This window comes from Rhodococcus sp. YH3-3 (genome assembly GCF_001653035.1).
In the GTDB taxonomy this organism is placed as follows: Bacteria; Actinomycetota; Actinomycetes; order Mycobacteriales; family Mycobacteriaceae; genus Rhodococcus_F; species Rhodococcus_F qingshengii.
In genome coordinates this window covers 2,205,388-2,231,305 of the sequence record NZ_BCWH01000001.1, presented here as the reverse complement: position 1 = coordinate 2,231,305, position 25,918 = coordinate 2,205,388, and the positions used below count along the sequence as shown (strand labels likewise).

Here is a 25,918-nt window from a genome sequence, read left to right as displayed (position 1 = left end):
TGTAACTGATCAAACATTCAACCATCCAGCTGTATTCCACGGCAAAAAGGTGAGGGCGGCACACAAGATGTGTGCCGCCCTCACCTGGACGAACGATCTACCGAAAAGCGGTCAGTGCATAACGATCGGCGTTGCCGTCTCGCCCTCGGCCACCGGCCTGGTGGTCTTGCTCCGCGGCAGGAAGAACGCCGGGATGAGGGTCAGGACGATCAACACAGTGGCAACGAGGAAGGTGTTACCGAAGGCATCCGACGCCGCACTGAGAATCGAATTCGCAGCAGACTCCTGCGGACTTCCCGGTTCGGTCGGAATGTGCGAGGCCGCACCGACCATCGTCGTGTCGAGGCCACGATCGAGAAGCTGGTTGGTCAAGACCACCGACATCACGGCGGTACCGATCGAACCTGCGGTCTGCTGAACGATGTTCATCAGGGTGGAGCCGCGAGCAATCTGCTCGTTGGAGAGCGTCACGATAGCTGCGGTCATCAGCGGCATCATGGTGCAACCCATACCGAGGCCCATGACGAACAAGGCACCCATCAGCAGCCACGTCGGGGAATCCGAGGCAACCTGTGTGAACACACCCAAGCCGATCAGAATCAACGGCAAACCGGTCAGGACGATCTTGCCCGGGCCGATCTTGTCGACCAGTCGACCAGCGATCGGCATGGTGACCATAGCGCCGAGACCCTGCGGAGCCATCAACAATCCGGCAGCGAGCGTGGTGTGACCGCCGACCTGGATGAAGTAGCTCGGGAACAGCAACCCGGCGCCCATGAAGGCGACGATGAACAGCGACGTCGTGATGACGGCGGTGGTCAACTGACGGTTCTTGAACAGGTGCAGGTCGATCAGCGGGTGATCCTTGTTGAGCGCGTGGAACACGAAGGCGATGATCAGCGCCAGACCGATACCGGCCGACACCAGAACCCGAGCCGACGCAACCGTTCCCACCTCAGGGATGGACGACACACCGAACAGGAACAGCGCCAGGCCGGGCGACAGCAGGATCATGCCGAGGAAGTCGAAGGACTCCGAAGGCTTCGCCTTGTCGGACGGCAGAATGATGAATGCTGCTGCCAACGCGATGATGCCGATCGGCAGGTTGATCAGGAAGATCCAGTGCCAGCTCGCGGCCTCGATCAGCCAACCACCGAGGATCGGGCCACCGATGGGGCCGAGCAGCATCGGGATTCCGAGAACTGCCATGACGCGACCGACGCGGTCCGGACCGGCGGCCCGGGTCATGATGGTCATACCGAGCGGCATCAACATGCCGCCGCCGAGGCCCTGGAGCACACGGAAGCCGATGAGCGAGGTGATGTCCCACGCCATCGCACAGGCGACCGAACCGAGCACGAACAGCACCAGGGCAGTCATGTAGAGGCGCTTGGTGCCGAAACGGTCGGCAGCCCAACCGGTAACCGGAATGACCGTCGCCAAAGCGAGGGTGTAGGCCGTCATCGTCCACGCGACGGTGGCGTACGAAGTTTCGAAGTCCTCGGCAAAGGTGGTGAGCGCGACGCTCACCACGGTTACGTCGAGAATCGACATGATGGCGCCGAGCACCACCACGGAAGCGATCTTGAGGACCGCCCCGTCAAGTTTGTCGGACGCCGGTGCCGGCGCGTTCGGCGATGTCATCGCGAAGTCTCCTGGTTAAGTGCTCGCAGATAGTCACCCGCGAGAATGGGCTTGAGAGCCTCGAACAAACGAATCCGCTCTGGCTCAGGAACACGCGACGCGAATTCGCGAAGCTGGCCGCGCTTGCACTCGATGTGGTTGGTCGTCACCTTACGACCGGCCTCCGACAAGGAAACCCGCTTGACGCGTCGGTCCCGCTCGTCTTCACGGCGATCGACCAGACCCATGTTCACGAGCTGATCGATGTTCCGCCCCGTAGCTGCCACCGAGAGCCGAAGCTCGTCGGCAACCTCGTTGATCGGGATCGCCGCATCACGTTGTGCAAGTACGAACAGCACACGCACCTGAGAGAACGAGAGATCCAGTTCGATCAACGCATCGATCGACTCCGAATCACCGGCGCTCATCAGGCGAGTGAACAACTCGTCGAGTGCTCCATACAGGTCATCAGAATCGGAAGCGATCACCTGGCAAATGGTAGTGCGGTTGCAACTATTGCCCAAATGAAAACATGTTGCAACTTATTATTTGGTGACCACCATCACGTTGCGAAGAATCATTCCTGCAGCAAGATGGCCTTTCCGAGAACTTTGCCGCTTTCGAGATCAGCCAGGGCAACTGCTGCGTCGGCAAGCGGATACCGTGCCTTGACCAGCGGACGCAAGCCGTTTCGGACGTGTTCTACCAGCGATGCGTGTACCTCGGCTACCGCCTCGGGATTGGTACGCGTGAACTCACCCCATGCCGCGCCGACAATGCTGATATTGCGAAACAGCACCCGGTTCACCTTTACCTCGGGAATACCGCCGCCGGCGAATCCGATCACCACGAGTCGTCCTTCGGGTGCCAGAACCCGGACCGCGTCGTCGAACGCATCGCCGCCCACCGGATCCACCACGATCTGAGCGCCGACGCCGTCGGTCAGTTCCCGAATCCGCTCTCCCCATCCCGGAGCCAGCGCGACCACCTCGTCGGCACCGAGCTCACGCAAGAAGTCATCGACGCCCTCGCGTCGTACCACGGCGATCACCCGGGCACCGTGCGCCTTGGCCAGCTGGATGGTTGCCGTTCCGACTCCGCCTGCAGCGCCGAGCACGACGACAGTCTCCCCCGCGACGATCTTCGCGCGACGAGCGAGCGCGAACTCCATCGTCTGATAGTTGATGATCAGCGAGGCCGCCTCGTCGAAGGCGAGTCCGTCCGGAATTCGGAGTACCTGCGCCGGGTTGACGGCAATCCGCTCTGCATACCCACCCAGATACGCGGCCGCGAGAACACGATCGCCCGGAGCGAAACCCGACCCTTCCGGCGCGGAGACCACGACGCCCGAGATCTCCGCGCCGGGAATGAACGGCGGTTCCGGGCGGATCTGATACTTGCCGTAGGTGATGAGCAGGTCCGGAAAGCAGACGCCACTTGCCTTCACATCGATGAGAACAAGACCTTCGGCTGCGGGCTCGGGAACCTCCTGCGCGACAATTCCTTCGGGACCGGACAGTTCCGTAACCACCATGGCGCGCACAGAAAGCTCCTCTTCGGGACATCTGAAGTCTGGACCGGTAACCCGGTTTTCTCGACTTTAACCCGGTACTCACGTCAGATCATCGTTCGCTCCCGATGTGCAGACGTTCGAGTCCGTCGAGAATCAGATCGAGACCGAAAGCGAATTCGGCGGCGTAGCTGTATCCCGGAGCAAGGACGTGCTTGGTGGTCAACTCGGCCAGGTGCGGATACTGACCGCTCTCGAATGAGCCCATGATCGCCTTCGCCAGTTCCGTCGTTTCCTGCGCTGTTTCGAACGGCAAGCTCACTTCTTGCAGCACGAAGCCGTAGATGTACGCATCCATGATCGAAAAGGCATGCGCAGCAAGGGCGACGGGAAAGTCGGCGGCGCGTAGCGTTCCGATGACGGCATCGTGGTGGCGCAGGGTCGCGGGACCAGGCGTCGTTCGGGACTCCATCAACGGAGTTGCCCACGGGTGCCTCCCCAACACTTCCCTTGTCGATACCGCTCGCACGTGAAGTTCCGTGCGCCACGGGCGTCCCGGCGTCGGCAGATCGATCTCCGCGAAGACCGCATCGACCATTCCGTCGAGCAGATCCCCTTTGTCCGAAACATGGTTGTACAGAGACATCGCTTCGACGCCCAGTTCGGTGCCCAGCTTCCGCATGGTCATCGAATCGATTCCGACGGAATCGGCAAGCGCGACAGCAGCGTGTACGACGTCGTCTCGGGTCAATCTTGCGCGCTTCTCCACGTTGACAGAACTTACACCGTAAGTGCAATACTTACGCTGTAAGTATTCGACGAACGGAGACTCGCATGCCGAAGGAACTGATGACCGCCGTCGTACAGGATCGCTACGGCGAGGCCGACGTTCTCTACCTCGACCACATTCCGCGCCCCACTGTCGCCGACAACGAAGTGCTGATACGCGTCGAGGCCGCGTCCGTCGACCGCGGGGCATGGCATCTCATGGCCGGACTGCCATATCCGTTGCGCCTCGCGGGTTTCGGGCTGCGCAGACCTAGGAACCGGGTACGCGGACTGGACGTATCCGGCCGAGTCGAGGCCGTCGGCAGTTCGGTGACCCGCGTGGCAGTCGGCCAGGAGGTATACGGGATCGCGGTCGGTTCGTTCGCGGAGTACGCACGCGCACTCGAGACGAAGATTGCCGCAAAACCTGCCCGGTTGTCGTTCGCGCAAGCAGCAGCGGTGCCGGTCTCCGCCCTCACAGCGTTGCAAGCCGTGCGCGACCACGGCCGCGTGCAGGCGGGCCAATCCGTCCTCGTGCTCGGCGCATCCGGTGGCGTCGGGATCTACGCGGTGCAGGTGGCAAAAGCCATGGGCGCTCACGTCACCGGCGTGTGCAGCACCTCGAAAACCGATACCGTCCGCTCCATCGGTGCCGACGAGGTTCTCGACTACCGCGTCGACGACGCCACCGACGGATCGCATCGGTACGACGTCATCATCGATACCGGCGGCAACCGCCGACTGCGAGATCTTCGACGGGCGCTCACACGCACCGGAACGCTGGTGATCGTCGGCGGCGAGAACGGCGGACGGTGGCTCGGCGGAACCGATCGCCGAATACGCGCACAGTGCCTGTCTCCGTTCATATCTCAGAAAATGGGCACCTTCATCGCTTCGGAGAACGCCGACGATCTGGAGGTCCTGACGCAGATGATCGACGCAGGTGACATCACCCCGGTGATCGACTCCGTTCATCCCCTTGCCGACACCGCCGTCGCCGTGGCACGAATGGTCGACGGCTCCGGCTGCGGAAAGCAGATAATCGCCACTCGCTGAAAAGCCTGACAGAATCGGCTCACTCCAGCGAACAGGAATCTCACGTGAACCCAGATCTCACGCTCGCGCAACAGCCGGACCGAGGACCGATCTTCGTCAAGTCCCGCCCGGTCCGCACCGGCGACATCGACGTCGCCAAGCAGGTCAGGCTCGACGCCGTCGCCCGCTACCTGCAGGACATCGGCAACGACAACATCGAGGCCGCGGGAGCCATCGACACCCATCCGCTCTGGATAGTGCGTCGTACGGTCGTCGACGTCGTACGCCCGGCGATCTGGCCGGAAGAGTTGACGATGACTCGCTGGTGCTCCGGCTTCTCCACGAGATGGGCGAACATGCGTGTGCGCTTCGACGGCAGCAACGGCGCGCTGATGGAAACCGAAGGCTTCTGGATCAACATCAGCGCCGAATCGGGCATGCCCACGCGGATGAGTGACGACTTCATGCGGCCACTGGAGGAATCCACCGACGAGCATCGCCTGAAGTGGAAGCGTGTCCTCGCCGAGAACGCACCGGAGGCGGACGACGCCGGTGTTCTGGACACGCCGTTCGCTCTGCGCGCCACGGATATCGACCCGTTCGACCACGTCAACAACGCCGTCTACTGGCAGGCAGTCGAAGAGGTCCTCAGCGCTCGCACCGAACTACGGACAGTTCCGCATCGAGCACTGATCGAGTACCTCTCCCCCATCGTCTCCAGCGACGACGTCGTCCTGCGCAGCCGCGTCGACGACAAGACCGTCACGGTCTGGTTCCTGGTCGGCGAAGCGCTCCGCGCAGTTGCGCAGGTGAGCGCCCTCTAACGCAGTTTCTGGGTCGCGACAGCCGCGACACCGAACACCAACGCAAGAAGAATCGCGGCCCAGAAACCGAAGAGCCACCACACCACGCCGAACACGACCACTGCCGGGGCAACGGTGATGAAAGCGATGGTGGGGCTTTCGCGTACCACCTCGAGTGCAGTTCGGGCATTAGTTCGATCGAGCTTCTTACCGGCCATCGAAAACCTCCTTCAAGGTCCTGACCATCCAGAGTAACCGGACTGACGGGCACAAAGCGGATACCGTGAACGCATGGCCGACCACCGCACCCTCGTCCTCATGCGACACGGCAAGTCCAGCTACCCCGAGGGCATCCGTGATCACGAGCGTCCGCTCGCCGAACGGGGCCTGCGCGAGGCCCGCATCGGCGGCGAATGGATCCGTGAAAACGTCCCGCCCGTCGACGCCGTTCTGTGCTCCACCTCCCGGCGGACCGTCGAAACCCTTGCCTCGACGGGAATCGAAGCTCCCGCCGGGTTCGAGAAGTCCATCTACGGCGGCTCACCCGCAGACGTCATTGCAGCTGCGCGAACCACGTCCGACCACGTCAAGACGCTCCTGATCGTCGGACACGAACCCGGAATTCCCTGGACTGCACTCGATCTCGCATCGAACGAAAACTCCGAAGCGGCCCAACGTATCCGCGACAAGTTCCCGACTTCGGCGATCGCCGTCCTCTCCGTACCGGTGCCGTGGACCGAACTCGACGACTCCGTCGCCACTCTGCTCGAGTTTCACGTGCCTCGTTAGATCAACCACACTGCTAAACCACCTCACGCAGTAGGCGGTCCGAAAGTGCAAGCGCGTCACGGTCGTACGTCGACGTGGACGCCAGCAATTCGTCGGCACCGGTTCGCTCGGCCAGATCGTGAAGCTGCTGCTTCACCTCGACGGGCGTCCCGTGCAGCGCCGAAGCCGTGAACGACTCGATGCGCCTGGCGTTTCGATCACTGCGCGGGGCGCGCCTGATCTCGTCCGGCGACACGAGCGGCGGAAACTCCCCTGTCCGTGACGATTCTGCGAGCGCGTACGCCTCCGGGATCAGCAACTCACGGGCCGCCTCGGTGGTATCGGCAACCGCCACCTCGAGGGAAACCACCACATAGGGTTCGGGGTGTGTGTCGGTGGGCTGGAAAGCTCGGCGGTACTCGTCCAACGCATCCACCCGATCGGTGCTACCGATTCCCAGTATCGGCCCACCCACGACCACCGGAAGCCCCAGCTGCGCTGCCACTTTCAGACCTGTGCGCGTCGCCAGCACGAAGATCGGCACCCCAGTCTGCGACGCCGGCCGTGCCGTCACTGCGGCGGATCCGTCCAGGTAACGCCTCACCTCGTCCAGGTCCGACACAAACGTGTCCGGAGCGTCCTTGCTGCGTCGTAGTGCCTGACGTACGGGCTCCGTGAATCCCAGCGATCGGCCGAGGCCGAGATCGATTCGCCCCGGGTAGAGAGCCTCCAGCATCAAGAACTGCTCGGCGACGATCAGCGGTTGGTGATTCGGCAGCATGACTCCACCGCTGCCGAGTCTGATATCGCGCGTATGCGCGCCGATCGCGGCAAGCAGTACTGCCGGCGACCCGCTCCCGATCCCGGGCACCGCGTGATGCTCGGCGACCCAGAACCGGTGGTAGCCGAGAGCGTCGGCGTGCGCGGCACGTTCGACGGAATGCGTCAGAGCTGCGGAGTCGGGGTATCCGCTCCTGGTTCGGGATCGGTCGAGCAGTGAGAGAAGCACCCTCGGAGCAACAAGGAATTCGGAAAGTTTCATCCGGACGCCGAACGAGGACCGTTTCTGACCGCAATACCCGCAACACTGGACCTGTCGCCGGAATTCACCATCACATGAAGGGCACGTCATGGACATCAAGCTCGAACTGGTCGCCATTCCCGTCACCGACATCGACCGCGCCAAGGACTTCTACGTCCGCCTCGGATTCAATGCCGACCACGATCACACGGTCAGCGAAGACCTGCGATTCGTCCAGCTGACCCCTCCCGGTTCGGCCTGCTCGATCTGCATCGGCAAGGGAATCACCGACGCCGAGCCCGGCTCGGTCGTCGGCATGCAGGTAGTGGTCAAAGACATCGAAGAGGCCGAGCGCGAGTTCAAGAGCCGCGGCATCGACATCAGCCCGATCGACGACCAGGCCTGGGGGCGGTTCATCTACTTCGCCGACCCCGACGGGAACAAGTGGGCCGTCCAGGAGATCGTCATCCCGGACCTCAGCGGCAGCAACTCCTGAAAACGTCCCACTCCTGACATGAAAAATCCCCCCACCTCTTTCGAAGTGGGGGGATTTCTACGAACTAACGCTTAGCGGTAGTCGTTGCTGAAGCCGTAGTCGTCCAGCGGAACTGCAGCACCGGTGTTCTGGCCGAAGCCGTCCGGGCTGTAGTACTGGTCGTCGTACGACGGCACGGCGTAAGCAGCGGCGCGTGCCTCTTCGGTGGGCTGAACCTGGATGTTGCGGTAACGGTTGATACCGGTACCGGCAGGGATCAGCTTGCCGATGATGACATTTTCCTTCAGACCGATCAGCTTGTCCGAGCGGCAGTTGATAGCCGCGTCGGTCAAGACACGAGTGGTCTCCTGGAACGATGCCGCGGACAGCCACGAATCCGTCGCGAGCGACGCCTTCGTGATACCCATGAGCACCGGACGGCCGGCTGCGGGCTCGCCACCCTCGGCGACAACGCGGCGGTTTGCCGACTCGAACTCGGCGCGCTCGGTGAGCGAACCGGGCAGGAACTCGGTGGCACCGGAATCGATGATCGTCACGCGACGAAGCATCTGGCGCACGATGACCTCGATGTGCTTGTCGTGGATCGACACACCCTGGCTCCGGTACACCTCCTGGACCTCGTTGACCAAGTGGATCTGAACCTGACGCGGACCCATGACTCGCAGGACCTCGTGGGGATCGGCAGCACCTTCCATGAGCTGCTGTCCGACCTCGACGTGGTCACCGTCAGCCAAGAGGCTTTCGCGACCGTCGGCATGCTTGAAGACGCGCAGACGCTGACGCTTGCTGAGCTTGTCGTAGACAACCTCTTCGCCGCCGTCGTCCGGAACGATGGTGATCTTGTAGAAACGATCGCCGTCTTCGAGCTGTACCCGACCGGTGACGTCCGCGATAGGAGCCTTGCCCTTGGGCACACGTGCCTCGAACAGCTCCTGGACACGCGGCAGACCGCCGGTGATGTCATCTCCTGCGACACCACCCTGGTGGAAGGTACGCATGGTCAGCTGAGTACCGGGCTCACCGATCGACTGTGCGGCGACGATACCGACAGCCTCACCGATGTCGACCAGCTTGCCGGTGGCCATCGAGCGGCCGTAGCAAGTGGCGCAAACGCCGGTGCCGGTGGTGCAGGTCAGGACCGAGCGGACCTTGACCGTCGTGATGCCGGCTTCGAGCAGAGCATCGATCGCGGGGTCACCGAGATCGTGGCCACGCTCGACGATGACGGTGCCGTTCGCGTCGACTGCATCGGCCGCCAAGGTACGGGCGTACGTGCTGGTCTCCACGTGAGCATCGCGGATCATCGTGCCGTCGGCCTGCTTCTCGGCGATCGTGGTGACGATGCCGCGCTCTGTTCCACAGTCGACCTCGCGGACGATGACGTCCTGCGAAACGTCCACCAGACGACGGGTCAGGTAACCCGAGTCGGCGGTGCGGAGTGCGGTATCGGCCAGACCCTTACGAGCACCGTGCGTGTTGATGAAGTACTCGAGAACGGTCAGGCCTTCCTTGAAGGAAGACTTGATCGGACGCGGGATGAACTCACCCTTCGGGTTTGTCACCAGGCCCTTCATACCGGCGAGCGAGCGAACCTGAGTCATGTTGCCGGCTGCGCCGGACTTCACGATCATCGGGATCGGGTTGCTGTCGGGGAAGTGAGCCTCCATGGCCTTGCCGACCTTGTCGGTCGCTTCCTGCCAAATGGTGACCAGAGCGCTGTTGCGCTCCTTCTTGTCCAGAGCACCACGCTGGTACTGCTTCTCGATCTTGTCGGCCTGAGCCTCGAAGTCCTCGATGATGGCAGGCTTCTCCGGCGGCACGAGCACGTCGGAGATCGAGACCGTGACACCCGAACGGGTGGCCCAGTAGAACCCGACGTCCTTGAGCTTGTCGACGGTCTGAGCAACCACGATCATCGGGTACCGCTCGGCGAGATCGTTGATGATCGTCGCCTGGCGCTTCTTCGGCATCTGCTCGTTGACGAACGGGTAGTCCGCCGGAAGCAGCTCGTTGAAGAGCACACGGCCGAGTGTCGTGGTGGCGGTCCAGCCTTCACCGTAGTTCCAGCCCTCGGGGAACAGTTCGTTCTCGAGGTCGCGCGGCGGACGCTGCTGCGTCAGACGCACCTTGATCTGAGCCTGAACCGAGAGCGCGCCGCGGTCGACTGCCATCTGAGCCTCGGCGGGCGAGGAGTACACGCCCTGCTCTGCCTCGTCGTTGGTCGGAGCAACGAGCTCACCGGTGACGCCCTCGTCGAGACGGGTCAGGTGGAACAGACCCGTGACCATGTCCAGACGCGGCATGGCGAGCGGGCGACCCGAAGCAGGCGAGAGGATGTTGTTCGAGGACAGCATCAGGATGCGTGCCTCGGCCTGAGCCTCTGCCGACAGCGGGAGGTGAACAGCCATCTGGTCACCGTCGAAGTCGGCGTTGAAGGCCTCACACACCAGCGGGTGGAGCTGAATGGCCTTGCCCTCGACGAGCTGCGGCTCGAATGCCTGGATACCCAGACGGTGCAGCGTAGGTGCACGGTTGAGCAGCACGGGGTGCTCGGCGATGACCTCTTCGAGGACGTCCCACACCTGGACGCGCTTGCGCTCGACCATGCGCTTTGCCGACTTGATGTTCTGCGCGTGGTTCAGATCGACCAGACGCTTCATCACGAACGGCTTGAACAGCTCGAGAGCCATCAGCTTGGGCAGACCACACTGGTGCAGCTTGAGCTGAGGACCGACGACGATGACGGAACGACCCGAGTAGTCGACGCGCTTACCGAGCAGGTTCTGACGGAAGCGACCCTGCTTGCCCTTGAGCAGATCGCTCAGGGACTTCAGCGGGCGGTTACCCGGTCCGGTGACCGGACGTCCACGACGACCGTTGTCGAACAGGGCGTCGACCGACTCCTGCAGCATCCGCTTCTCGTTGTTGACGATGATCTCGGGAGCACCGAGGTCGATCAGTCGCTTGAGGCGGTTGTTGCGGTTGATGACGCGGCGGTACAGGTCGTTGAGGTCGGACGTCGCGAAACGTCCACCGTCGAGCTGAACCATCGGGCGAAGCTCCGGCGGGATCACCGGAACAGCGTTGAGGACCATGCCCATCGGCGAGTTGCCGTTGGTCTGGAATGCCGCAACCACCTTGAGGCGCTTGAGTGCACGCAGCTTCTTCTGGCCCTTGCCGCTGCGGATGGTCTCGCGGAGAGACTCTGCCTCGGCGTCGAGGTCGAAGTTCTGCATCAGGATCTGGATGGACTCTGCGCCCATCGCACCCGTGAAGTACTCGCCGTAACGGTCGACCAGCTCGCGGTACAGGAGCTCGTCGATGATGAGCTGCTTGACGCTCAGCTTGGTGAAGGTGGTCCAGATCTCGTCGAGACGATCCAGCTCACGCTGCGCGCGGTCACGGAGCTGACGCATTTCGCGCTCGCCGCCGTCCTTGACCTTGCGGCGGACATCGGACTTCGCGCCCTCTGCCTCGAGCTCGGCGATGTCGGCTTCGAGCTTCTGCGCACGTGCCTCGAGATCGGCGTCGCGCTGATCTGCGACGGTCTTCTTCTCGACCTGCATCTCGGCTTCGAGGGTGGACAGCTCGTTGTGACGGAGCTCCTCGTCGACACCGACGATGACGTAGGCAGCGAAGTAGATGATCTTTTCGAGATCCTTCGGAGCCAGGTCGAGCAGGTAACCGAGACGGCTCGGAACACCCTTGAAGTACCAGATGTGCGTGACCGGTGCGGCCAGTTCGATGTGACCCATGCGCTCACGACGAACCTTGGCGCGAGTGACCTCGACGCCACAGCGCTCACAGATAATGCCCTTGAAGCGGACACGCTTGTACTTACCGCAGTAGCACTCCCAGTCCCGAGTGGGGCCGAAGATCTTCTCGCAGAAGAGGCCGTCCTTCTCGGGCTTGAGCGTGCGGTAGTTGATGGTCTCCGGCTTCTTGACCTCGCCGTAGGACCAATTGCGGATGTCCTCTGCACTGGCCAAGCCAATGCGGAGTTCATCGAAGAAGTTGACGTCGAGCACGTAACTTCCTTTCCCCGTTGGGGTTACGGTTGCCGGTCACCCGGCAACCTGACTGCCAATTCAAATGTGAACTACGCCCCCGGGCCGCTCTCTCAAGAGCAACCCGGGGACCGAAACCTAGTTCGCGAGGTCGTCGACCGTCGCAGCTTCGTTCCTGGACAGGTTGATGCCCAGGTTCGCTGCGGCCCGCTCCAAGTCCTCGTCGTCGCCGTCCGCCATCGTGATGGCCGCGCCGTCCGAGGACAGCACCTCCACGTTGAGGCAGAGCGACTGGAGCTCCTTGAGGAGCACCTTGAACGACTCGGGGATGCCGGGTTCGGGGATGTTCTCGCCCTTGACGATGGCTTCGTACACCTTGACTCGACCGACCACGTCGTCAGACTTGATGGTCAGCAGTTCCTGCAGCGTGTAAGCCGCGCCGTAGGCCTGCATCGCCCAGCACTCCATCTCACCGAAGCGCTGGCCACCGAACTGGGCCTTACCGCCGAGAGGCTGCTGCGTGATCATCGAGTACGGACCGGTCGAACGAGCGTGGATCTTGTCGTCGACCAAGTGGTGCAGCTTGATGATGTACATGTAACCGACCGAGACCGGGTACGGGAACGGCTCGCCGGAGCGGCCGTCGAACAAGGTGGCCTTTCCGTCGGGTCCGACCATCTGCTCGCCGTCACGGTTCGGCAGCGTCGCGCCGAGGAGACCGGTGAGCTCGTCTTCCTTCGCACCGTCGAACACCGGGGTGGCGATGTTCGAGTCGGCCGGAGCGGACAGCATCTCTTCCGGCAGGGTCGCAGCCCAGTCGGGACGAGAGCCGTCGGACGCGATCTGAACGTTCCAGCCGGTCTTGCCGATCCACCCGAGGTGGGTCTCCAAGACCTGACCGATGTTCATACGACGCGGGACGCCGTGCGTGTTCAAGATGATATCGACAGGCGTGCCGTCCGAGAGGAACGGCATGTCTTCCTGCGGCAGGATCTTGCCGATGACGCCCTTGTTACCGTGGCGGCCGGCGAGCTTGTCGCCGTCCTGGATCTTGCGCTTCTGTGCCACGTAGACGCGGACCAGCTCGTTGACACCGGGAGGCAGATCGTCGTCTTCGTCACGCGAGAACACGCGGATTCCGATGACCTTGCCGGTCTCACCGTGAGGAACCTTGAGGGACGTGTCACGAACCTCGCGAGCCTTCTCACCGAAGATGGCGCGAAGGAGGCGCTCTTCGGGGGTCAGCTCGGTCTCGCCCTTCGGCGTGACCTTTCCGACCAGCACGTCGCCGTCACGAACCTCGGCACCGATACGGATGATGCCGCGCTCGTCGAGGTCGGCGAGGACCTCGTCGGAGACGTTCGGGATGTCGCGAGTGATTTCCTCGGCACCGAGCTTGGTGTCGCGGGCATCGATCTCGTGCTCCTCGATGTGAATCGAGGTCAGGACGTCCTCCTCCACGAGACGCTGCGACAGAATGATCGCGTCCTCGTAGTTGTGGCCTTCCCACGGCATGATCGCGACGAGCAAGTTCTTGCCCAGCGCCATCTCACCGTTCTCGGTGCAAGGACCGTCGGCCAGAACCTGGCCGGCCTCGACACGCTGTCCCTCGTCCACGATCGGACGCTGGTTGGCGCACGTGCCCTGGTTGGAACGCGCGAACTTGCGCATCCGGTACGTCTTGCGGCTTCCGTCGTCAGCCATCACCGTGACGTAGTCCGCGGAGATCTCCTCCACGACACCGGTCTTCTCGGTGATGATGACGTCGCCGGCATCCACAGCTGCACGCAGCTCCATGCCGGTACCGACGAGAGGTGCCTCGCTGCGAACCAGCGGGACAGCCTGACGCTGCATGTTCGCGCCCATCAGGGCACGGTTTGCATCGTCGTGCTCGAGGAACGGAATCATCGCGGTTGCGACGGACACCATCTGACGCGGCGAAACGTCCATGTAGTCGATGTCGGAGGACGCGACGAACTCGACCTCGCCACCCTTACGGCGGACGAGAATCTTCGAGTCGGTGAAGCGACCCTCGCGGTCGATGGCCGAGTTGGCTTGCGCGACTACGTGGCGGTCTTCTTCGTCAGCGGTCAGGTAGTCGACCTCGTCGGTCACCTGTCCGTCGACGACGCGACGGTACGGGGTCTCGATGAAACCGAACGGGTTGACGCGGGCGTAGACCGACAGCGAACCGATCAGGCCGATGTTCGGGCCTTCCGGGGTCTCGATCGGGCACATGCGGCCGTAGTGCGACGGGTGAACGTCGCGAACCTCGAGGCCGGCGCGCTCACGGGACAGACCGCCCGGGCCGAGGGCGGACAGACGACGCTTGTGCGTCAGCCCCGACAGCGGGTTGTTCTGGTCCATGAACTGCGACAGCTGGGAGGTTCCGAAGAACTCCCTGATCGCAGCGACGACGGGACGGATGTTGATCAGCGTCTGAGGCGTGATTGCCTCGACGTCCTGCGTGGTCATGCGCTCACGAACCACACGCTCCATGCGGGACAGGCCCACGCGGATCTGGTTCTGGATGAGCTCGCCGACCGTACGCAGACGACGGTTGCCGAAGTGGTCGATGTCGTCGACCTCGACGGGAACCTCGACGCCGCCCGGAGCCGTCATCGAGGTGTCACCTGCGTGCAGACGCACGAGGTACTCGACGGTGGCGACGATGTCTTCTTCGGTGAGCGTGGATGCAACGATCGGCTGACCCGCGTTCAGGCCGAGCTTCTTGTTGATCTTGTAACGACCCACGCGAGCGAGGTCGTAGCGCTTGTCCTTGAAGAACAGGTTCTCCAGCAGGGTCTGCGCGCTCTCCTTGGTGGGGGGCTCGCCCGGACGCAGCTTGCGGTAGATGTCGAGCAACGCCTCATCGGTGCCGGCGGTGTTGTCCTTCTCCAGCGTGGCCATGAGGATCTCGGAGAAGCCGAAGCGCTCCGTGATCTGCTCGGTGGTCCAGCCGAGTGCCTTGAGCAGGACGGTGACAGGCTGACGACGCTTGCGGTCGATACGGACACCAACGGTGTCGCGCTTGTCGACGTCGAACTCGAGCCATGCGCCGCGACCCGGGATCACCTTGACGCTGTGCAGATCCTTCTCGGTGCTCTTGTCGACGCTCATGTCGAAGTACACACCGGGGGAACGCACGAGCTGCGAGACGACCACACGCTCGGTGCCGTTGATGATGAAGGTGCCCTTGTCGGTCATCATCGGGAAATCTCCCATGAAGACCGTCTGGCTCTTGATCTCACCAGTGTTGTTGTTGATGAACTCCGCGGTGACGAACAACGGCGCCGCGTAGGTCATGTCCTTGTCTTTGCACTCGTCCGTCGAGGCCTTGACCTCGTCGAATCGAGGGTCGGAGAAGGACAGCGACATAGTGCCGTTGAAATCCTCGATCGGAGAAAGCTCCGCGAGGATGTCCTCGAGACCACCGGACACTGCATTGTCGCCGAGTGCAGCTGCTCGTTCACGCCAACTCTGCGCGCCGATCAGCCACTCGAACGAATCTGTCTGTACGTCAAGAAGCCCGGGAACTTCGAGGGGTTCGCGAACTTTCGCGAACGAAACCCTCTTCGGGGCTCCGGGGATTCCGGAAACTGCCTTGGTCTGGCTAGAGACTGCCAAGATGCGTCCTTCCAGCACCTCACGCGGGCCGCTCCGTGCTGTTGCGACCGCCGCTGTATCTGCTTCGAATTTCGCTGGTTACAACCCGAACGAAACCCGTCGCAGAAAGCAAGAAGTACTTGACTTCGCAGCGGTTGAGACGAGGGGTGGACAGGAGGCAGCCAGCGCAACGTCCAAAAGTACACCCTTACTCTGGAAATGTCGAGTCGGGTGTAACTGAGGGTCGAATTCAGATACTGACGTGAGACTGCCGATCACTCGTCCGTGCATGTTCACCGATCAGAGTGGACCTTGCGGACCGCTCCGTCAAGGGCGAGAGCGCGTGTCGCAGCATTCGAACATTCGTGACGCGCATTCGAACACTGCCACCGGGAGTGTAGCCAGCAACGGCGTCACATACGAAAAATCTGGACCGACATCGTGCGTCGATCCAGATCTTCGCGCTGGTGCGCAGGTGCTACTGGTCGCGGATCTCCGAGCTACTGGTCGCGAATCTCCGAGATCAGCCAGTTTCCATCCTGCTTCTCCAGACTCACGATGACCATTCCGGAGCGAGAGTCTGCCGCCACGCCGTTCTGCGTCGAGCTGACGTTCAGTTGGGCGAGCAACTGCGCCCGGTCCTTCTCGAGCCGTGTGATCCCGATCAGCGGGACATCAGCGGTCGTTGCCGTCTGGGTTTGTTCGACGCCGGCCTTCTGCGTGTCCTTGTACTGCGTCAGCTGATCGCGCATCGACTGGTTCAGGCCCTGGACACCCTTGTCGAAATCGGCGTCGAACGTGTCGGGAGAAAACGTGAAGACTGCAGCCAACGCCGACGGCGTCACACGAAGAACTTCAGCCGTGGCGCCTTCGTCCACCCAGGCGATGTCGTCCGTCTTCGCGCCGACTTTGAAGAAGGCGATGCCGGCGAGGATCGCGACGATGACCGCTGCGGCCCCCAGGATCGCGACCAGGCGCCAACCGGCCTTGGATTGTGTAGGTGTTGTCGCCGACTCCCCCGCGCCCGTCTCCGGGGTAGCAGGGGCCTTGGGCTCGTCTGCGACGGTTTTCGCCGGTTTGGTCAGATCGGGGCCCGGTGTGGATTCCGGAGCGTCGGTTTCCGTCTTCGGCGGCTCGATTTCTCCGGACTCGGCCTTCGTGAGCGTCGGCTTCGCAACCTCCGGCTTCACAGCCTCCTGTGTTTCTTCTTCCGGCTGTTCGATCGTGGGCTCGACCGGATCCGAATCGGACGTCCCCGCGGGGACGTTGAGCGAGCGAGCGCTTCCCGCGATCTTCGGCCGACGGTTCTGCGGGGAGGACGGTCCGCCGGTACGACGTTTGGGTGGCATTACGCGCTTCTCCTTCGAGGGATGTCGGTGTGCAGGTTCGACGAACTACTGGCCACCGGAATCACCACCCTCGGTTGTCGGTGCGGGAGCACCGGAGGCAGGTGCCTCGGTCCCCGAACCGGGTGCGGGCGTTGCGTCAGGAGCAGGCGTGGAGCCGTCGGTGGCCGGCAGGGTGCCGGAGCCGAGATCGAGCCGAGAGCCGATCGGATCAGCCGACTGAGCCTTCCAGACCCCGTCGACCTCGACCATGCCCAGCCGCATGCCGAGCTGATTCTTGACGAACTGGTTGCCCTGGGTCGTGGTGACTCGAACGACGACCAGTGCCGTGGCGGTCCGGTCATCGGTATTGAGCTCGGTCAGCGCGGACTGAACGACTTCGGTGTCAGCCTTCGAGCCCGAGTTACGCAACTCGTCTGTGATGGAATCCTGAACGGTCTGCAGATACGTCGTCATCTCGTCACCGGTCACCGAAGAACGCATGTTCTCGATCGACTGGTCGAGATTGGCCGAATCCGCGTTGTTGAGGTTGATCGCGACTTGCTGCGCACCGATCAACGCGTCGTCACGCATCTCGGCGGTGGTGCGGTCGGTGGTGAGCGCCCGAACGTACGGGACGCCGAACACACCGAGCGCAACCACTGCCGCCAGAAGCAAGACACCGACCGCAATCAGAGACGCTGTCAGCCCCTTCGGTCTACCGGTTGTCGGCGCTCCCGATTCGACTTGCTCGGGCCCGCCGGACTGCGGGGAACTGTTTCTCTGAATCACACTCACTACCCTACTTACCTGTTTTGCCCAGCCTCTGGCCGCGAATCGTCAACTGCCACAACTCAGTAGCCTGAACTGCACAAACTCGACCACATTCGGATCGGTCTACTTCGGTGTCACTCCGAGCAACGGCGCCAACTGCGTCGCGATCGGGTTGAGGTTCAACTTGTCCGGATCGACCTTCGGCTTGAAGTCCCAAGGCTGGATCGTGTCGGGATCGGCGTACACCACGCGGTTGGCACTGCGGACGCCCGTCTCGCTGCCCAGCGGCGTCTCACACGAGGCCGCGGTGTTGAGCGGGAAATCCTGCTGGGTGTCGTCGAAGTTGGGATTCTGACGCTTCATCTCGTCCAGGATCGCCATGGTGCCTTCGTAACCCACCGTGCACGAGAGCGGATTGTTGGTCTCGAGCACCAAGCCCTGATGGACCGTTCCGTCGCCGGGAGCAACCGTCGGTGCGGCAGCGGCCAGGCCGGGAAGGAAGATCAGGAACGGCTGCAGCGCGATCGTTCGGGGTGCAAGCGTCTTGGTGGTCGCGGCAAGATTGGTCAGGTCAGTCGTCAGGCTCGGGCCCGCCTCGTTGATGAGGGCACCGATCTGATCGCTGGCCGGGATGCCGTTGTCGATCAAGCGACGGATGTCCGGATCGCTGGTCCTCAACTGCGCCGTGACAGCATCGAGATCGGTACTGAACTGCTTGATCGCGGAGGACTGATCCGACTGCGTCGTCAGTACCGTCTCACTGTTCCGAATCAGCGCGAGCGTCTGAGGCAGAGTGTCGAGCCCGGACTGCGAGAGACCGGACAGCGAATCGGCCAGGACCTGAATGTCCTCGCCCTTGCCGTTGAACGCTGCACCGAGTTCGACGGCGACGGTGTGGAGCGCGTCGACGGGCACGGACTTGACCAAGCCGTTGGCACTGGTCAGCACATCCTCGATCGGGATCGGAGTTGTGGTGTCCCCCACCGCGATCACCGAGCCGTCCTCGAGAAACGGTCCCTGGTCGGTATCGGGCTGAAGGTCGACGTACTGCTCACCGATGGCGGAGCGGTTGGCCACGACGGCACGGGCCGACGCGGGAATCTCCGGAGCACTGTTGTCGATCTTCAGGTCGACCTGAATTCCGTCCTCGGTCAACGACATGTCGCCCACTCGCCCGACCGGCACGCCGCGATACGTCACCTCGGCGTTGGTGAAAATTCCACCGGACGTGGCCAATTCGGTCTTGACCGTGTACTGACCGAACCCCATGAGGTTGTCCAGGCGCACGTACTTGGCGCCGACGTAGATGAGACCCAGGAGCGCAACCACGACAAAGCCGACGAGCTGCCATCTGACCAGAGCTGATCTCACTGTCCATCACCGCCGATTCCGAACTGTTCCAGCATTCCCTGGATGGGGTTGAGTGGGTTCGCCGCGGGCGCCGGCGTTGCCGGGTCACCCGCTGTTGTGGCGGGAAGGCCGGCGACAACGGGAACCTGCGGCAGGATCGGAGCGATCGGCAGCAGTGACACTGTCGGCCAGCCCGGTCGCGGTCCGTTGCCGTTGTAGTACGGGTTGGAGGGGTCGACCACCGGCTTGGGATTGCCGAACTTGGGCTGGCGGTATTCCGGTTCTCCCTGCCCGACACCGAGACCCGAGAGTGTATTGCCGATCTGCAGGTCGACACTCAGGAAGAGGTTGACGGAACCACCCTGTGCAATCTTCTCGACACCGTCCGGGAACGGGAACGTCGGAAGGAACGGAAGTGCCCCCACGAAGTCGTCACCGGAGTCTGCGAGCGCCTGCAGCGTCGGACGCAGAGCCTGAAGATCAGCGATCAGATCGTCCTTGGACTGTGTGAGGACGTCGGTTCCCACTGTTCCGAGTCGATCCACCTGAGCGAGCATCTGCGTCAGCTGCGGACGCTGCTCGTTGAGAACCTGTGTCGCAACGGGGAGTTCCTCAAGAATCTTCCCGATCTTCTCGTTCTGATCGTTGACGCGAGTCGAGAGCACATCCAGGCCGTCGAGCGCGCGTGTGATGTCGTCACGCTGCTCGTTGAGTCCACCGATGAGTGTGTTCGCCTGCTCCAGAAGACTTCTCGTCTTGCCTTCGCGACCGTCGAACGCGGCACCGAGTTCTTCGACGATGGGCTGCAACTGGCCCACACCGCCGCCATTGAGCAGCAGCGACAATGCGCCGAGAACCTGCTCGATCTCCGTGGCGTGGCGAGTGCGATCCAGCGGAATGAGATCACCGTCGGCCAGCTTCGTAGAGTCCGGTCCGGACGGCGGGGCCGACAGCTGGATGAACTTCTCGCCGAGCAGGTTGGTCTGCTCGACCGCGGCAATTGCGTTGGCGGGCAGATCAACCGACGAGTCGAGGATAATGCCGACATCCGCGGTCCATCCGTCCGGTCCGACCGACACGTCGTCGACGCGACCGACGGGAACGCCGTCGACCTTCACAGCGGACTGCGGAACCAAGTCGAGCACGTCGTCGAACTGAATGGTCAAGTGCATCGGATCGGAACCCACATCAGGACCGCCGGGAAGCGGGACAGCGTAGATCCCCTCGGACGAGCAGGCGGTTGCCGAGATCAGGACGGCGCACAATCCGGCGCCGACTATCAATGAACGCTTCACTCGCCCTCCCCGTTTCCACTGGTCAGTCGCGGTGACACGACGCCGGGCACAGTGCCCGGAACTACCTGCATCTGTCGTTCGGAACCGGCAAGGATGCCGAAGGGAAGGTTCAGGCCTGCAGCCTGATTGGCTGCGTCGGTCATCGCTGCGACGTTTGCGCACTGGTCGATAGCCGGTTGCATCTGCCTTCCCAATGCCTCGAACCGCGGATCACCGGGCAACAGCTTGCCGAGGTCCATCAACTTGCAGAGCACGCCGGCCGGGTTCTGAAGATCAGGGAACGCCAGACGTGAAGCCAGCACACCTGATTCGGCGTCGTACGAGTTGACCAAGTTGGAGATCGCCAGCGGAAGCATGGTGAGCGTGTTGGCCAGTGCTTCCTTGTTGTTCGCCAATGTCTGTGTCGGTTCGACGAGACCTTCGGTTGTCTGGACCAGTTGATCGCGGTTGTCGGCCACGAACTTCGCGACGTCGCCGAGCGCAATCGAGAGCTGGTTCAGAGCGGCACCGAGATCGTCGCGCTCACCTGCCAGGAATCCGGTCAGGTCCGACAACTGCGTGTTGAACTGGCGCACCTGCTGATCGTTGGCCGCGAGAGCGCCCACAAAAGTATCCAGGTTCTTGATGGTGAGCGAGATGTTGTCACGCGAATCGTTGAGCGTCCGTGCGGCATCCGAGAGGTTGGTGATGCTGTCTCCCAACGCTTCACCGTTGCCCTCGAGGTTGGCCGCACCTGTCTCGACGAAATCGGACAGTGCTCCGTTCTTGTTGGCACCTTCAGGACCGAGAGCCGACGCGAGTTCGTCGATGCTGGAGTACAACTGGTCGACCTCGACAGGCGTCGCCGTCTTCTCGATCGGAATTACTGCACCGCTGGCCATCTTGTCGCCGCCGGTGAAGACCGGTGTCAGCTGGATGTAGCGGTCGGCAACCACCGACGGCGTGATCTGAGCGGCACTGGCACCCGCGGGAATGTCGATCCCACGATCGACACGCAGCTCGACCTTGACCTGATCTCCCTGGGGTTCGACGGATTCGACGGTGCCGACCTTGACACCGAGGACACGAACGTCGGAACCGTCGTAGATACCCACCGACTTGTCGAAGTAGGCGGTGATCTTGGTGGTACCGGCGCGAGTGAACACCCACCACAGCGCGCCACCGATTACGAGTAACCCGATCAGAACAGCGGCGATGATCGCGACCGAGCGCTTCTTGGAGCCGCTTCCGGCTTCGGCAGTATCAGCCATCAGTTGCCTCCCAACGTACGAACGGGGTCACGGTAGCCCGGAATGTCCGGCAGACCCGGCGGAAGGAGGTTCACGACGACCTGGTCGAACCAACGGCCGTTGCCGACCACGTTGGCGTACAAGCGAATGAAGGGTTCGTAGAGCTTCAGTGCCTTGTCCAAGTTCTCGTTGTTGGCCTTCAAGATGTCGATGACGCCGTTGAGCTGCGTCAGCGCCGGCCCGATTGCCGCCTCGTTGTCACGAACGAGACCGGTGAGCTGCTGAGAGACGCGCTGAGTTCCGGTGAGCAGCTGCGAAATCGCTTGCTGGCGATTGTTGAGTTCCTGCACCAAAAGTCCGCCGTCACGGATCAGCTGGGTGAATTCCTTGTTGCGGTCAGCAAGAATCTGCGACGTCTTCCCGGTGGCGGCGAAGAGCTTCTGCAAGTCCTGATCGCGGCTCGCGATCGTCTGCGACAGCCGACTGACGCCGTCGAGCGAAGCGCGGACATCGCCAGGTGTCTCGGAGAATGCCTGGGACAACGTCTCCATGCTCTTCGCCAACTGGTCGGTGTCGATGTCGCCGACGGTGTCCGCCGCGGCCGAGAAGGCCTGAACGACGTCGTACGGAGAGGTGGTGCGCTCGAGCGGAATCCGATCCTTGGGATCGAGGTTGTCGGTTCCGCGCGGATCTAGGGCGAGGTACTTCTGTCCCAGAATGGTCTTGATCTGAATGGACGCAGAGGTTTGATCTCCCACCCACGCGTCACTGACCTTGAAGTCGACGAGAACACGGTCACCGTCGAGATCGACGGAAGTGACCTTGCCGACCTTCACGCCGGCGATACGAACCTCGTTACCAGGCTTGAGACCCGCGGCTTCGGAGAACTCGGCGGAGTAGGACGAGCCTGCTCCCACGAACGGAAGCGAATCGAGGAAGAACGCGGACAAAGTGGCCAGCAGCACCACGAAGATACCGATGGCTCCGGCCATTGCCGGACTGCGACGTTTACTCATCGACCTTGCAACTCCCTCATACCGTCTTGAGTGCATCGCGTGGCCGCGTTGGTGTAAATCGGCTGATTGACCGTCGGCAGGCCGGTGGGCAGATTCAGCGACGCAGACTGTCCTGGACCGGCAACGATGTCGATTCCGCACAGATAGAACTGGAACCAGGAACCGTAGCTCGCTACGCGTGCGAGCTTCTCGAGCTTGACCGGCAAGGTCTCGAGCACCGCGTTGACGTCGTCACTCCGACGATTGAGTGTGGTCGCCAGCGTGTTGAGTGCCGTGATCGAGCCCTGAATCGACGGCCGCGTCGGCTCGAGCAAGTCTGCCGTCGCGTCGGTCAGGCCTGCGAGTGAGGTGACGGCCGAACCGACCACCCCACGCTCGTTGGCCAACCCGGTGACGAGTTGCTGGGTGTTGACGATCAGTGAATCGAGGTTCTTGTCGTTCGCGTTGACGGTGTCGAGAACGTCGTTGAGGTTCTTGATCACCGCGCCGATGACCGCGTCCTTGTCCGCGACGGTGTTGGTCAGGCTCGCGGTGTTGCGCACGAGCTCACTGATGGTGCCCGATTCGCCTTGGAAGACCTGGATGATCTGGTACGACAGCTTGTTGACGTCGTCCGCGCTCAGGGTGGTGAACAGCGGCTTGAAGCCGTTGAAGAGTGTCGTGAGGTTGACTGCCGGGCGCGTCTGAGACAGCGGCAGGGTATCGCCGCCGGTGATCTTCTTGCCTTGGCTGCCTTCACCTTGCGAGAGCGAGATGTAGCGCTGCCCCACCAGGTTGCGGAACCGTATGGTGGCGATGGAACTGGCCGGCAACCAATCACGGTCGGATACCGAGAACTGGACCTCGGCCTGGTTGTCGTTGACGATGGCAATCTTCTCGACCTGGCCGACACGAACACCGGCAATGCGAACCTCGTCGCCCTCGTTCAACGAAGTGACGTCGGAGAAGACGGCGTTGAACTTGGTGCCGCCACCGCCGCCGAGGTTGGCGATACTGGCTGCCAGCAGTCCTGTCGCCAGGACCGTCACCACGACGAAGATGATGAGCTTTGTCAGCGGAGCTGCGAGTCCTCTCATTGGACGCTCACCTCCGCACCTGCGAATGCCGGAGCGCTGACCATCGTGGTCCACGCCGGAACATCGTCCGGCGCAACACCGTTGGCCTGTCCGTAGATCACCTTCAACGTATCCTCTTCGAGTTTCGAGCCCGCGTAACCGGCCTGCTGAGCCGGACCGCTGTTGTTGGTCGAGAACAACTGAGGTCCGGAGCCCTCGGGTGCAGGCAGGAATTCCATGGTGGCGGGACCTGGATTGCGGGAAGGAACCTGGTAGGAACCGTCACCGTACGAACCGCCGGGGTACTGCGGGAACGGACGACCGGGCTCGGTGACGTTGTCGTAGCAAACCGGGCCGCGGTTGTCGACGAGCCGTGGCTCGTCCTGGTTGGGCAGGTAGCGACCCTTGGGGTTCACGATCTGAATACTCGCACGCACACCAGGATTGGGCGCGTCGGTGGACAGGATCTTGGCAGCTTCCGGAGCGGTGTCCGAGAAGCCCTTGAACGTGCACCCGAAGGTCGGAGAGTACTGGGCCAGAAGCTGGAGAGCTTCCTTCGAATCCGCAGCGAGCGTGATGATCGAGGACGAGTTCGCTTCGAGGAAGGCTGCGGTGTCCGACGATGTCACGGTGAGCGACGCCAGCAGTGTCCGCAACTGGTCCTGCTTCTGCACCACCGTGTTACCCGTGGTCCGCAGATTGTCGAGAGCATTGATCAGATCGGGCGCAGCGTCCGAGTACGTCTGGGAGAAGTCCGCGAACTTGCGCAGATCCTCTTGCACCGCGGGCAGTTCGGTATTGACGCCGCGGAAGATCTCCTCGAGACGATCGACCGTCAGACCGAGCTCGGCGCCGCGTCCCGTCAGACCCTGCGCGAGAGAACCGAGAGTGTTCGCCAGATCCTGCGGCGGAATCGCCTGCAGAAGTGGGAGCAGTCCGTCCAGAACGTCGCCGACCTCGACAGCATTGCCGCTCTTGTCCTGGTGGATCACCGTTCCCGCGGAAATCGGGGTCGCGGTGGTTCCCTCCGGAATGATCAGGGAGACGTAGCGCTCACCGAAAAGCGTCTTCGGGAGCAGACGCGCCGTGACGTTGGACGGAATCAGATCAGCCTTGTCCGGCTCGATCGCGAGGACCGAGGTGACCTGGCCGTCTTTCGTCGACGCGGATCGCACCTCGCCGACCAGCAGCCCACGGACCTTGACGTCCGCGTTGGGTGGCAACGCATTTCCGACTGTGTCGGTCACGAGGTCGATCTTCACGACGTCCTTGAACGTCTTGTTGAAGGTTCCAATGGTGAAGGCCAGGAACAATGCCAACACCACGAAGAACACGAGTCCGAGCACACGGCGGCGCAGGACTGACGGAGCCTCGATCATCCGGCCACCCTCACTGTCGTCGTGGTGCCCCAGATTGCGAGGCTGAGGAAGAAGTCGAGAACGGCGATCGTCACGATTGCGGCGCGAACAGCGCGGCCGACGGCCACGCCGACACCTGCGGGACCACCTGAGGCATGGAACCCGTAGTAGCAGTGGATCAGGATCAGCACGAAGGCGAATACCAGGACTTTCGCAAACGAATACAGCACGTCCTGCGGTGGCAGGAACAGGTTGAAGTAGTGGTCGTAGGAACCCGTCGACTGCCCGTTGAAGACCGTGCTGATCACTCTCGAGGCGAGGTACGCCGCAAGCAGACCCACGATGTACAGCGGGATGACGGCGACGAAGCCGGCGATCATGCGCGTCGTGACCAGGAACGGCACCGACGGAACTGCCATGACCTCGAGCGCGTCGATCTCTTCGGAGATACGCATGGCACCGAGTTGGGCGGTGAAGCCACAACCAACCGTGGCCGAGAGCGCAAGAGCCGCAACGATCGGAGCGATCTCACGGGTGTTGACGTATGCGGAGAGGAAGCCGGTCAGGACCGAGCTACCCAACTGCTCCAGAGCGGCGAAGCCCTGGAGGCCGACGACGACACCGGTGAATCCGGACATCATCGCGATGACGCCGATGGTTCCGCCGATCACTGCGAGCGCACCGCTACCGAAGGTCACTTCGGCGAGTAGTCGAAGCGTCTCCTTCCGGTACCGATGCAGGGTGCGCGGGGTCCACGCGATGGCGCGCGCGTAGAACGACATCTGCTCGCCCGCGCGGTCCAACGCGTTCACTGGAATTCTGGCTACTTTGCGACTCTTCAGCAGGAACTGATCGCCGCGGCCTCGTGCGATGGTCATT

At 62.5% G+C, this 25,918-nt stretch carries 21 protein-coding genes; 4 read left to right on the top strand and 17 right to left on the bottom strand.

Annotated features, from left to right (window positions below; genetic code table 11):
• Positions 1–111 precede the first annotated feature (111 nt).
• From YH3_RS10525 to YH3_RS10510, 4 genes are all read right to left on the bottom strand, one after another.
• Positions 112–1,644 carry a DHA2 family efflux MFS transporter permease subunit gene (locus tag YH3_RS10525; RefSeq protein WP_003942006.1) on the bottom strand — a complete coding sequence of 511 codons (1,533 nt, stop codon included), beginning with the start codon at positions 1,642–1,644 and terminating at the stop codon, positions 112–114.
• Positions 1,641–2,111, bottom strand: coding sequence for a MarR family winged helix-turn-helix transcriptional regulator (locus YH3_RS10520; RefSeq protein ID WP_003941890.1), 471 nt, complete (start codon positions 2,109–2,111; stop codon positions 1,641–1,643). The genes YH3_RS10525 and YH3_RS10520 overlap by 4 nt, the downstream gene beginning before the upstream one ends.
• A gap of 89 nt (positions 2,112–2,200) precedes the next feature.
• Positions 2,201–3,166, bottom strand: coding sequence for an NADPH:quinone oxidoreductase family protein (locus YH3_RS10515; protein WP_003941986.1), 966 nt, complete (start codon positions 3,164–3,166; stop codon positions 2,201–2,203).
• Between the two features lie 79 nt (positions 3,167–3,245).
• On the bottom strand, positions 3,246–3,902 hold the full coding sequence (locus YH3_RS10510) for a TetR/AcrR family transcriptional regulator (protein ID WP_039972951.1): 657 nt from the start codon (positions 3,900–3,902) through the stop codon (positions 3,246–3,248).
• A 65-nt stretch (positions 3,903–3,967) separates the two neighbouring features.
• On the opposite strand from YH3_RS10510, the gene YH3_RS10505 reads away from it, so the two are divergent.
• On the top strand, positions 3,968–4,957 hold the full coding sequence (locus YH3_RS10505) for an NAD(P)-dependent alcohol dehydrogenase (RefSeq protein WP_064443324.1): 990 nt from the start codon (positions 3,968–3,970) through the stop codon (positions 4,955–4,957).
• A gap of 44 nt (positions 4,958–5,001) precedes the next feature.
• Positions 5,002–5,760 (top strand): acyl-[acyl-carrier-protein] thioesterase, encoded by a 759-nt coding sequence (locus tag YH3_RS10500; RefSeq protein WP_007728423.1) that lies wholly within the window; start codon positions 5,002–5,004, stop codon positions 5,758–5,760.
• Here YH3_RS10500 and YH3_RS10495 read toward each other — a convergent pair.
• Entirely contained in the window at positions 5,757–5,957 is a 201-nt protein-coding gene (locus tag YH3_RS10495) for a hypothetical protein (protein ID WP_003941897.1), read from the bottom strand. The genes YH3_RS10500 and YH3_RS10495 overlap by 4 nt on opposite strands.
• A gap of 73 nt (positions 5,958–6,030) precedes the next feature.
• Here YH3_RS10495 and YH3_RS10490 point away from each other — a divergent pair, with 73 nt between their 5' ends.
• Positions 6,031–6,528: a histidine phosphatase family protein gene (locus tag YH3_RS10490; protein ID WP_007728426.1), complete on the top strand. Its 498-nt coding sequence runs from the start codon at positions 6,031–6,033 to the stop codon at positions 6,526–6,528.
• A 13-nt stretch (positions 6,529–6,541) separates the two neighbouring features.
• Here YH3_RS10490 and YH3_RS10485 read toward each other — a convergent pair whose 3' ends face one another.
• The gene (locus YH3_RS10485; protein ID WP_058227495.1) at positions 6,542–7,549 is read right to left on the bottom strand and encodes an LLM class flavin-dependent oxidoreductase; all 1,008 of its coding nucleotides are present in this window, start codon (positions 7,547–7,549) and stop codon (positions 6,542–6,544) included.
• Between the two features lie 88 nt (positions 7,550–7,637).
• Here YH3_RS10485 and YH3_RS10480 point away from each other — a divergent pair, with 88 nt between their 5' ends.
• Positions 7,638–8,024 (top strand): glyoxalase superfamily protein, encoded by a 387-nt coding sequence (locus tag YH3_RS10480; protein ID WP_003942070.1) that lies wholly within the window; start codon positions 7,638–7,640, stop codon positions 8,022–8,024.
• Positions 8,025–8,095: 71 nt separating this feature from the next.
• Here YH3_RS10480 and YH3_RS10475 read toward each other — a convergent pair whose 3' ends face one another.
• The 11 genes from YH3_RS10475 to YH3_RS10425 form a co-directional block, all read right to left on the bottom strand.
• Positions 8,096–12,052 (bottom strand): DNA-directed RNA polymerase subunit beta', encoded by a 3,957-nt coding sequence (locus YH3_RS10475; protein ID WP_064443323.1) that lies wholly within the window; start codon positions 12,050–12,052, stop codon positions 8,096–8,098.
• A 117-nt stretch (positions 12,053–12,169) separates the two neighbouring features.
• Positions 12,170–15,676 (bottom strand): DNA-directed RNA polymerase subunit beta, encoded by a 3,507-nt coding sequence (gene rpoB, locus YH3_RS10470; RefSeq protein WP_003942068.1) that lies wholly within the window; start codon positions 15,674–15,676, stop codon positions 12,170–12,172.
• A gap of 461 nt (positions 15,677–16,137) precedes the next feature.
• Positions 16,138–16,986, bottom strand: coding sequence for a hypothetical protein (locus YH3_RS10465; protein WP_064113963.1), 849 nt, complete (start codon positions 16,984–16,986; stop codon positions 16,138–16,140).
• 45 nt (positions 16,987–17,031) lie between these two features.
• Positions 17,032–17,760, bottom strand: coding sequence for a hypothetical protein (locus tag YH3_RS10460; RefSeq protein ID WP_007728440.1), 729 nt, complete (start codon positions 17,758–17,760; stop codon positions 17,032–17,034).
• Between the two features lie 99 nt (positions 17,761–17,859).
• Positions 17,860–19,107 carry an MCE family protein gene (locus YH3_RS10455; protein ID WP_003942085.1) on the bottom strand — a complete coding sequence of 416 codons (1,248 nt, stop codon included), beginning with the start codon at positions 19,105–19,107 and terminating at the stop codon, positions 17,860–17,862.
• The gene (locus YH3_RS10450) at positions 19,104–20,381 is read right to left on the bottom strand and encodes an MCE family protein (RefSeq protein ID WP_042453094.1); all 1,278 of its coding nucleotides are present in this window, start codon (positions 20,379–20,381) and stop codon (positions 19,104–19,106) included. Before YH3_RS10450 ends, YH3_RS10455 begins: the two co-directional genes overlap by 4 nt.
• Positions 20,378–21,631, bottom strand: coding sequence for an MCE family protein (locus YH3_RS10445; RefSeq protein WP_003941941.1), 1,254 nt, complete (start codon positions 21,629–21,631; stop codon positions 20,378–20,380). Before YH3_RS10445 ends, YH3_RS10450 begins: the two co-directional genes overlap by 4 nt.
• Positions 21,631–22,626 carry an MCE family protein gene (locus YH3_RS10440; protein WP_003942053.1) on the bottom strand — a complete coding sequence of 332 codons (996 nt, stop codon included), beginning with the start codon at positions 22,624–22,626 and terminating at the stop codon, positions 21,631–21,633. The genes YH3_RS10445 and YH3_RS10440 overlap by 1 nt, the downstream gene beginning before the upstream one ends.
• Positions 22,623–23,702: an MCE family protein gene (locus YH3_RS10435; protein ID WP_003941932.1), complete on the bottom strand. Its 1,080-nt coding sequence runs from the start codon at positions 23,700–23,702 to the stop codon at positions 22,623–22,625. The genes YH3_RS10440 and YH3_RS10435 overlap by 4 nt, the downstream gene beginning before the upstream one ends.
• Positions 23,699–25,060: an MCE family protein gene (locus YH3_RS10430; protein WP_003942007.1), complete on the bottom strand. Its 1,362-nt coding sequence runs from the start codon at positions 25,058–25,060 to the stop codon at positions 23,699–23,701. The genes YH3_RS10435 and YH3_RS10430 overlap by 4 nt, the downstream gene beginning before the upstream one ends.
• Complete coding sequence (locus tag YH3_RS10425; RefSeq protein ID WP_003941894.1) at positions 25,057–25,917, bottom strand: ABC transporter permease; 861 nt, start codon at positions 25,915–25,917, stop codon at positions 25,057–25,059. Before YH3_RS10425 ends, YH3_RS10430 begins: the two co-directional genes overlap by 4 nt.
• Between the last annotated feature and the right edge of the window lies 1 nt (position 25,918).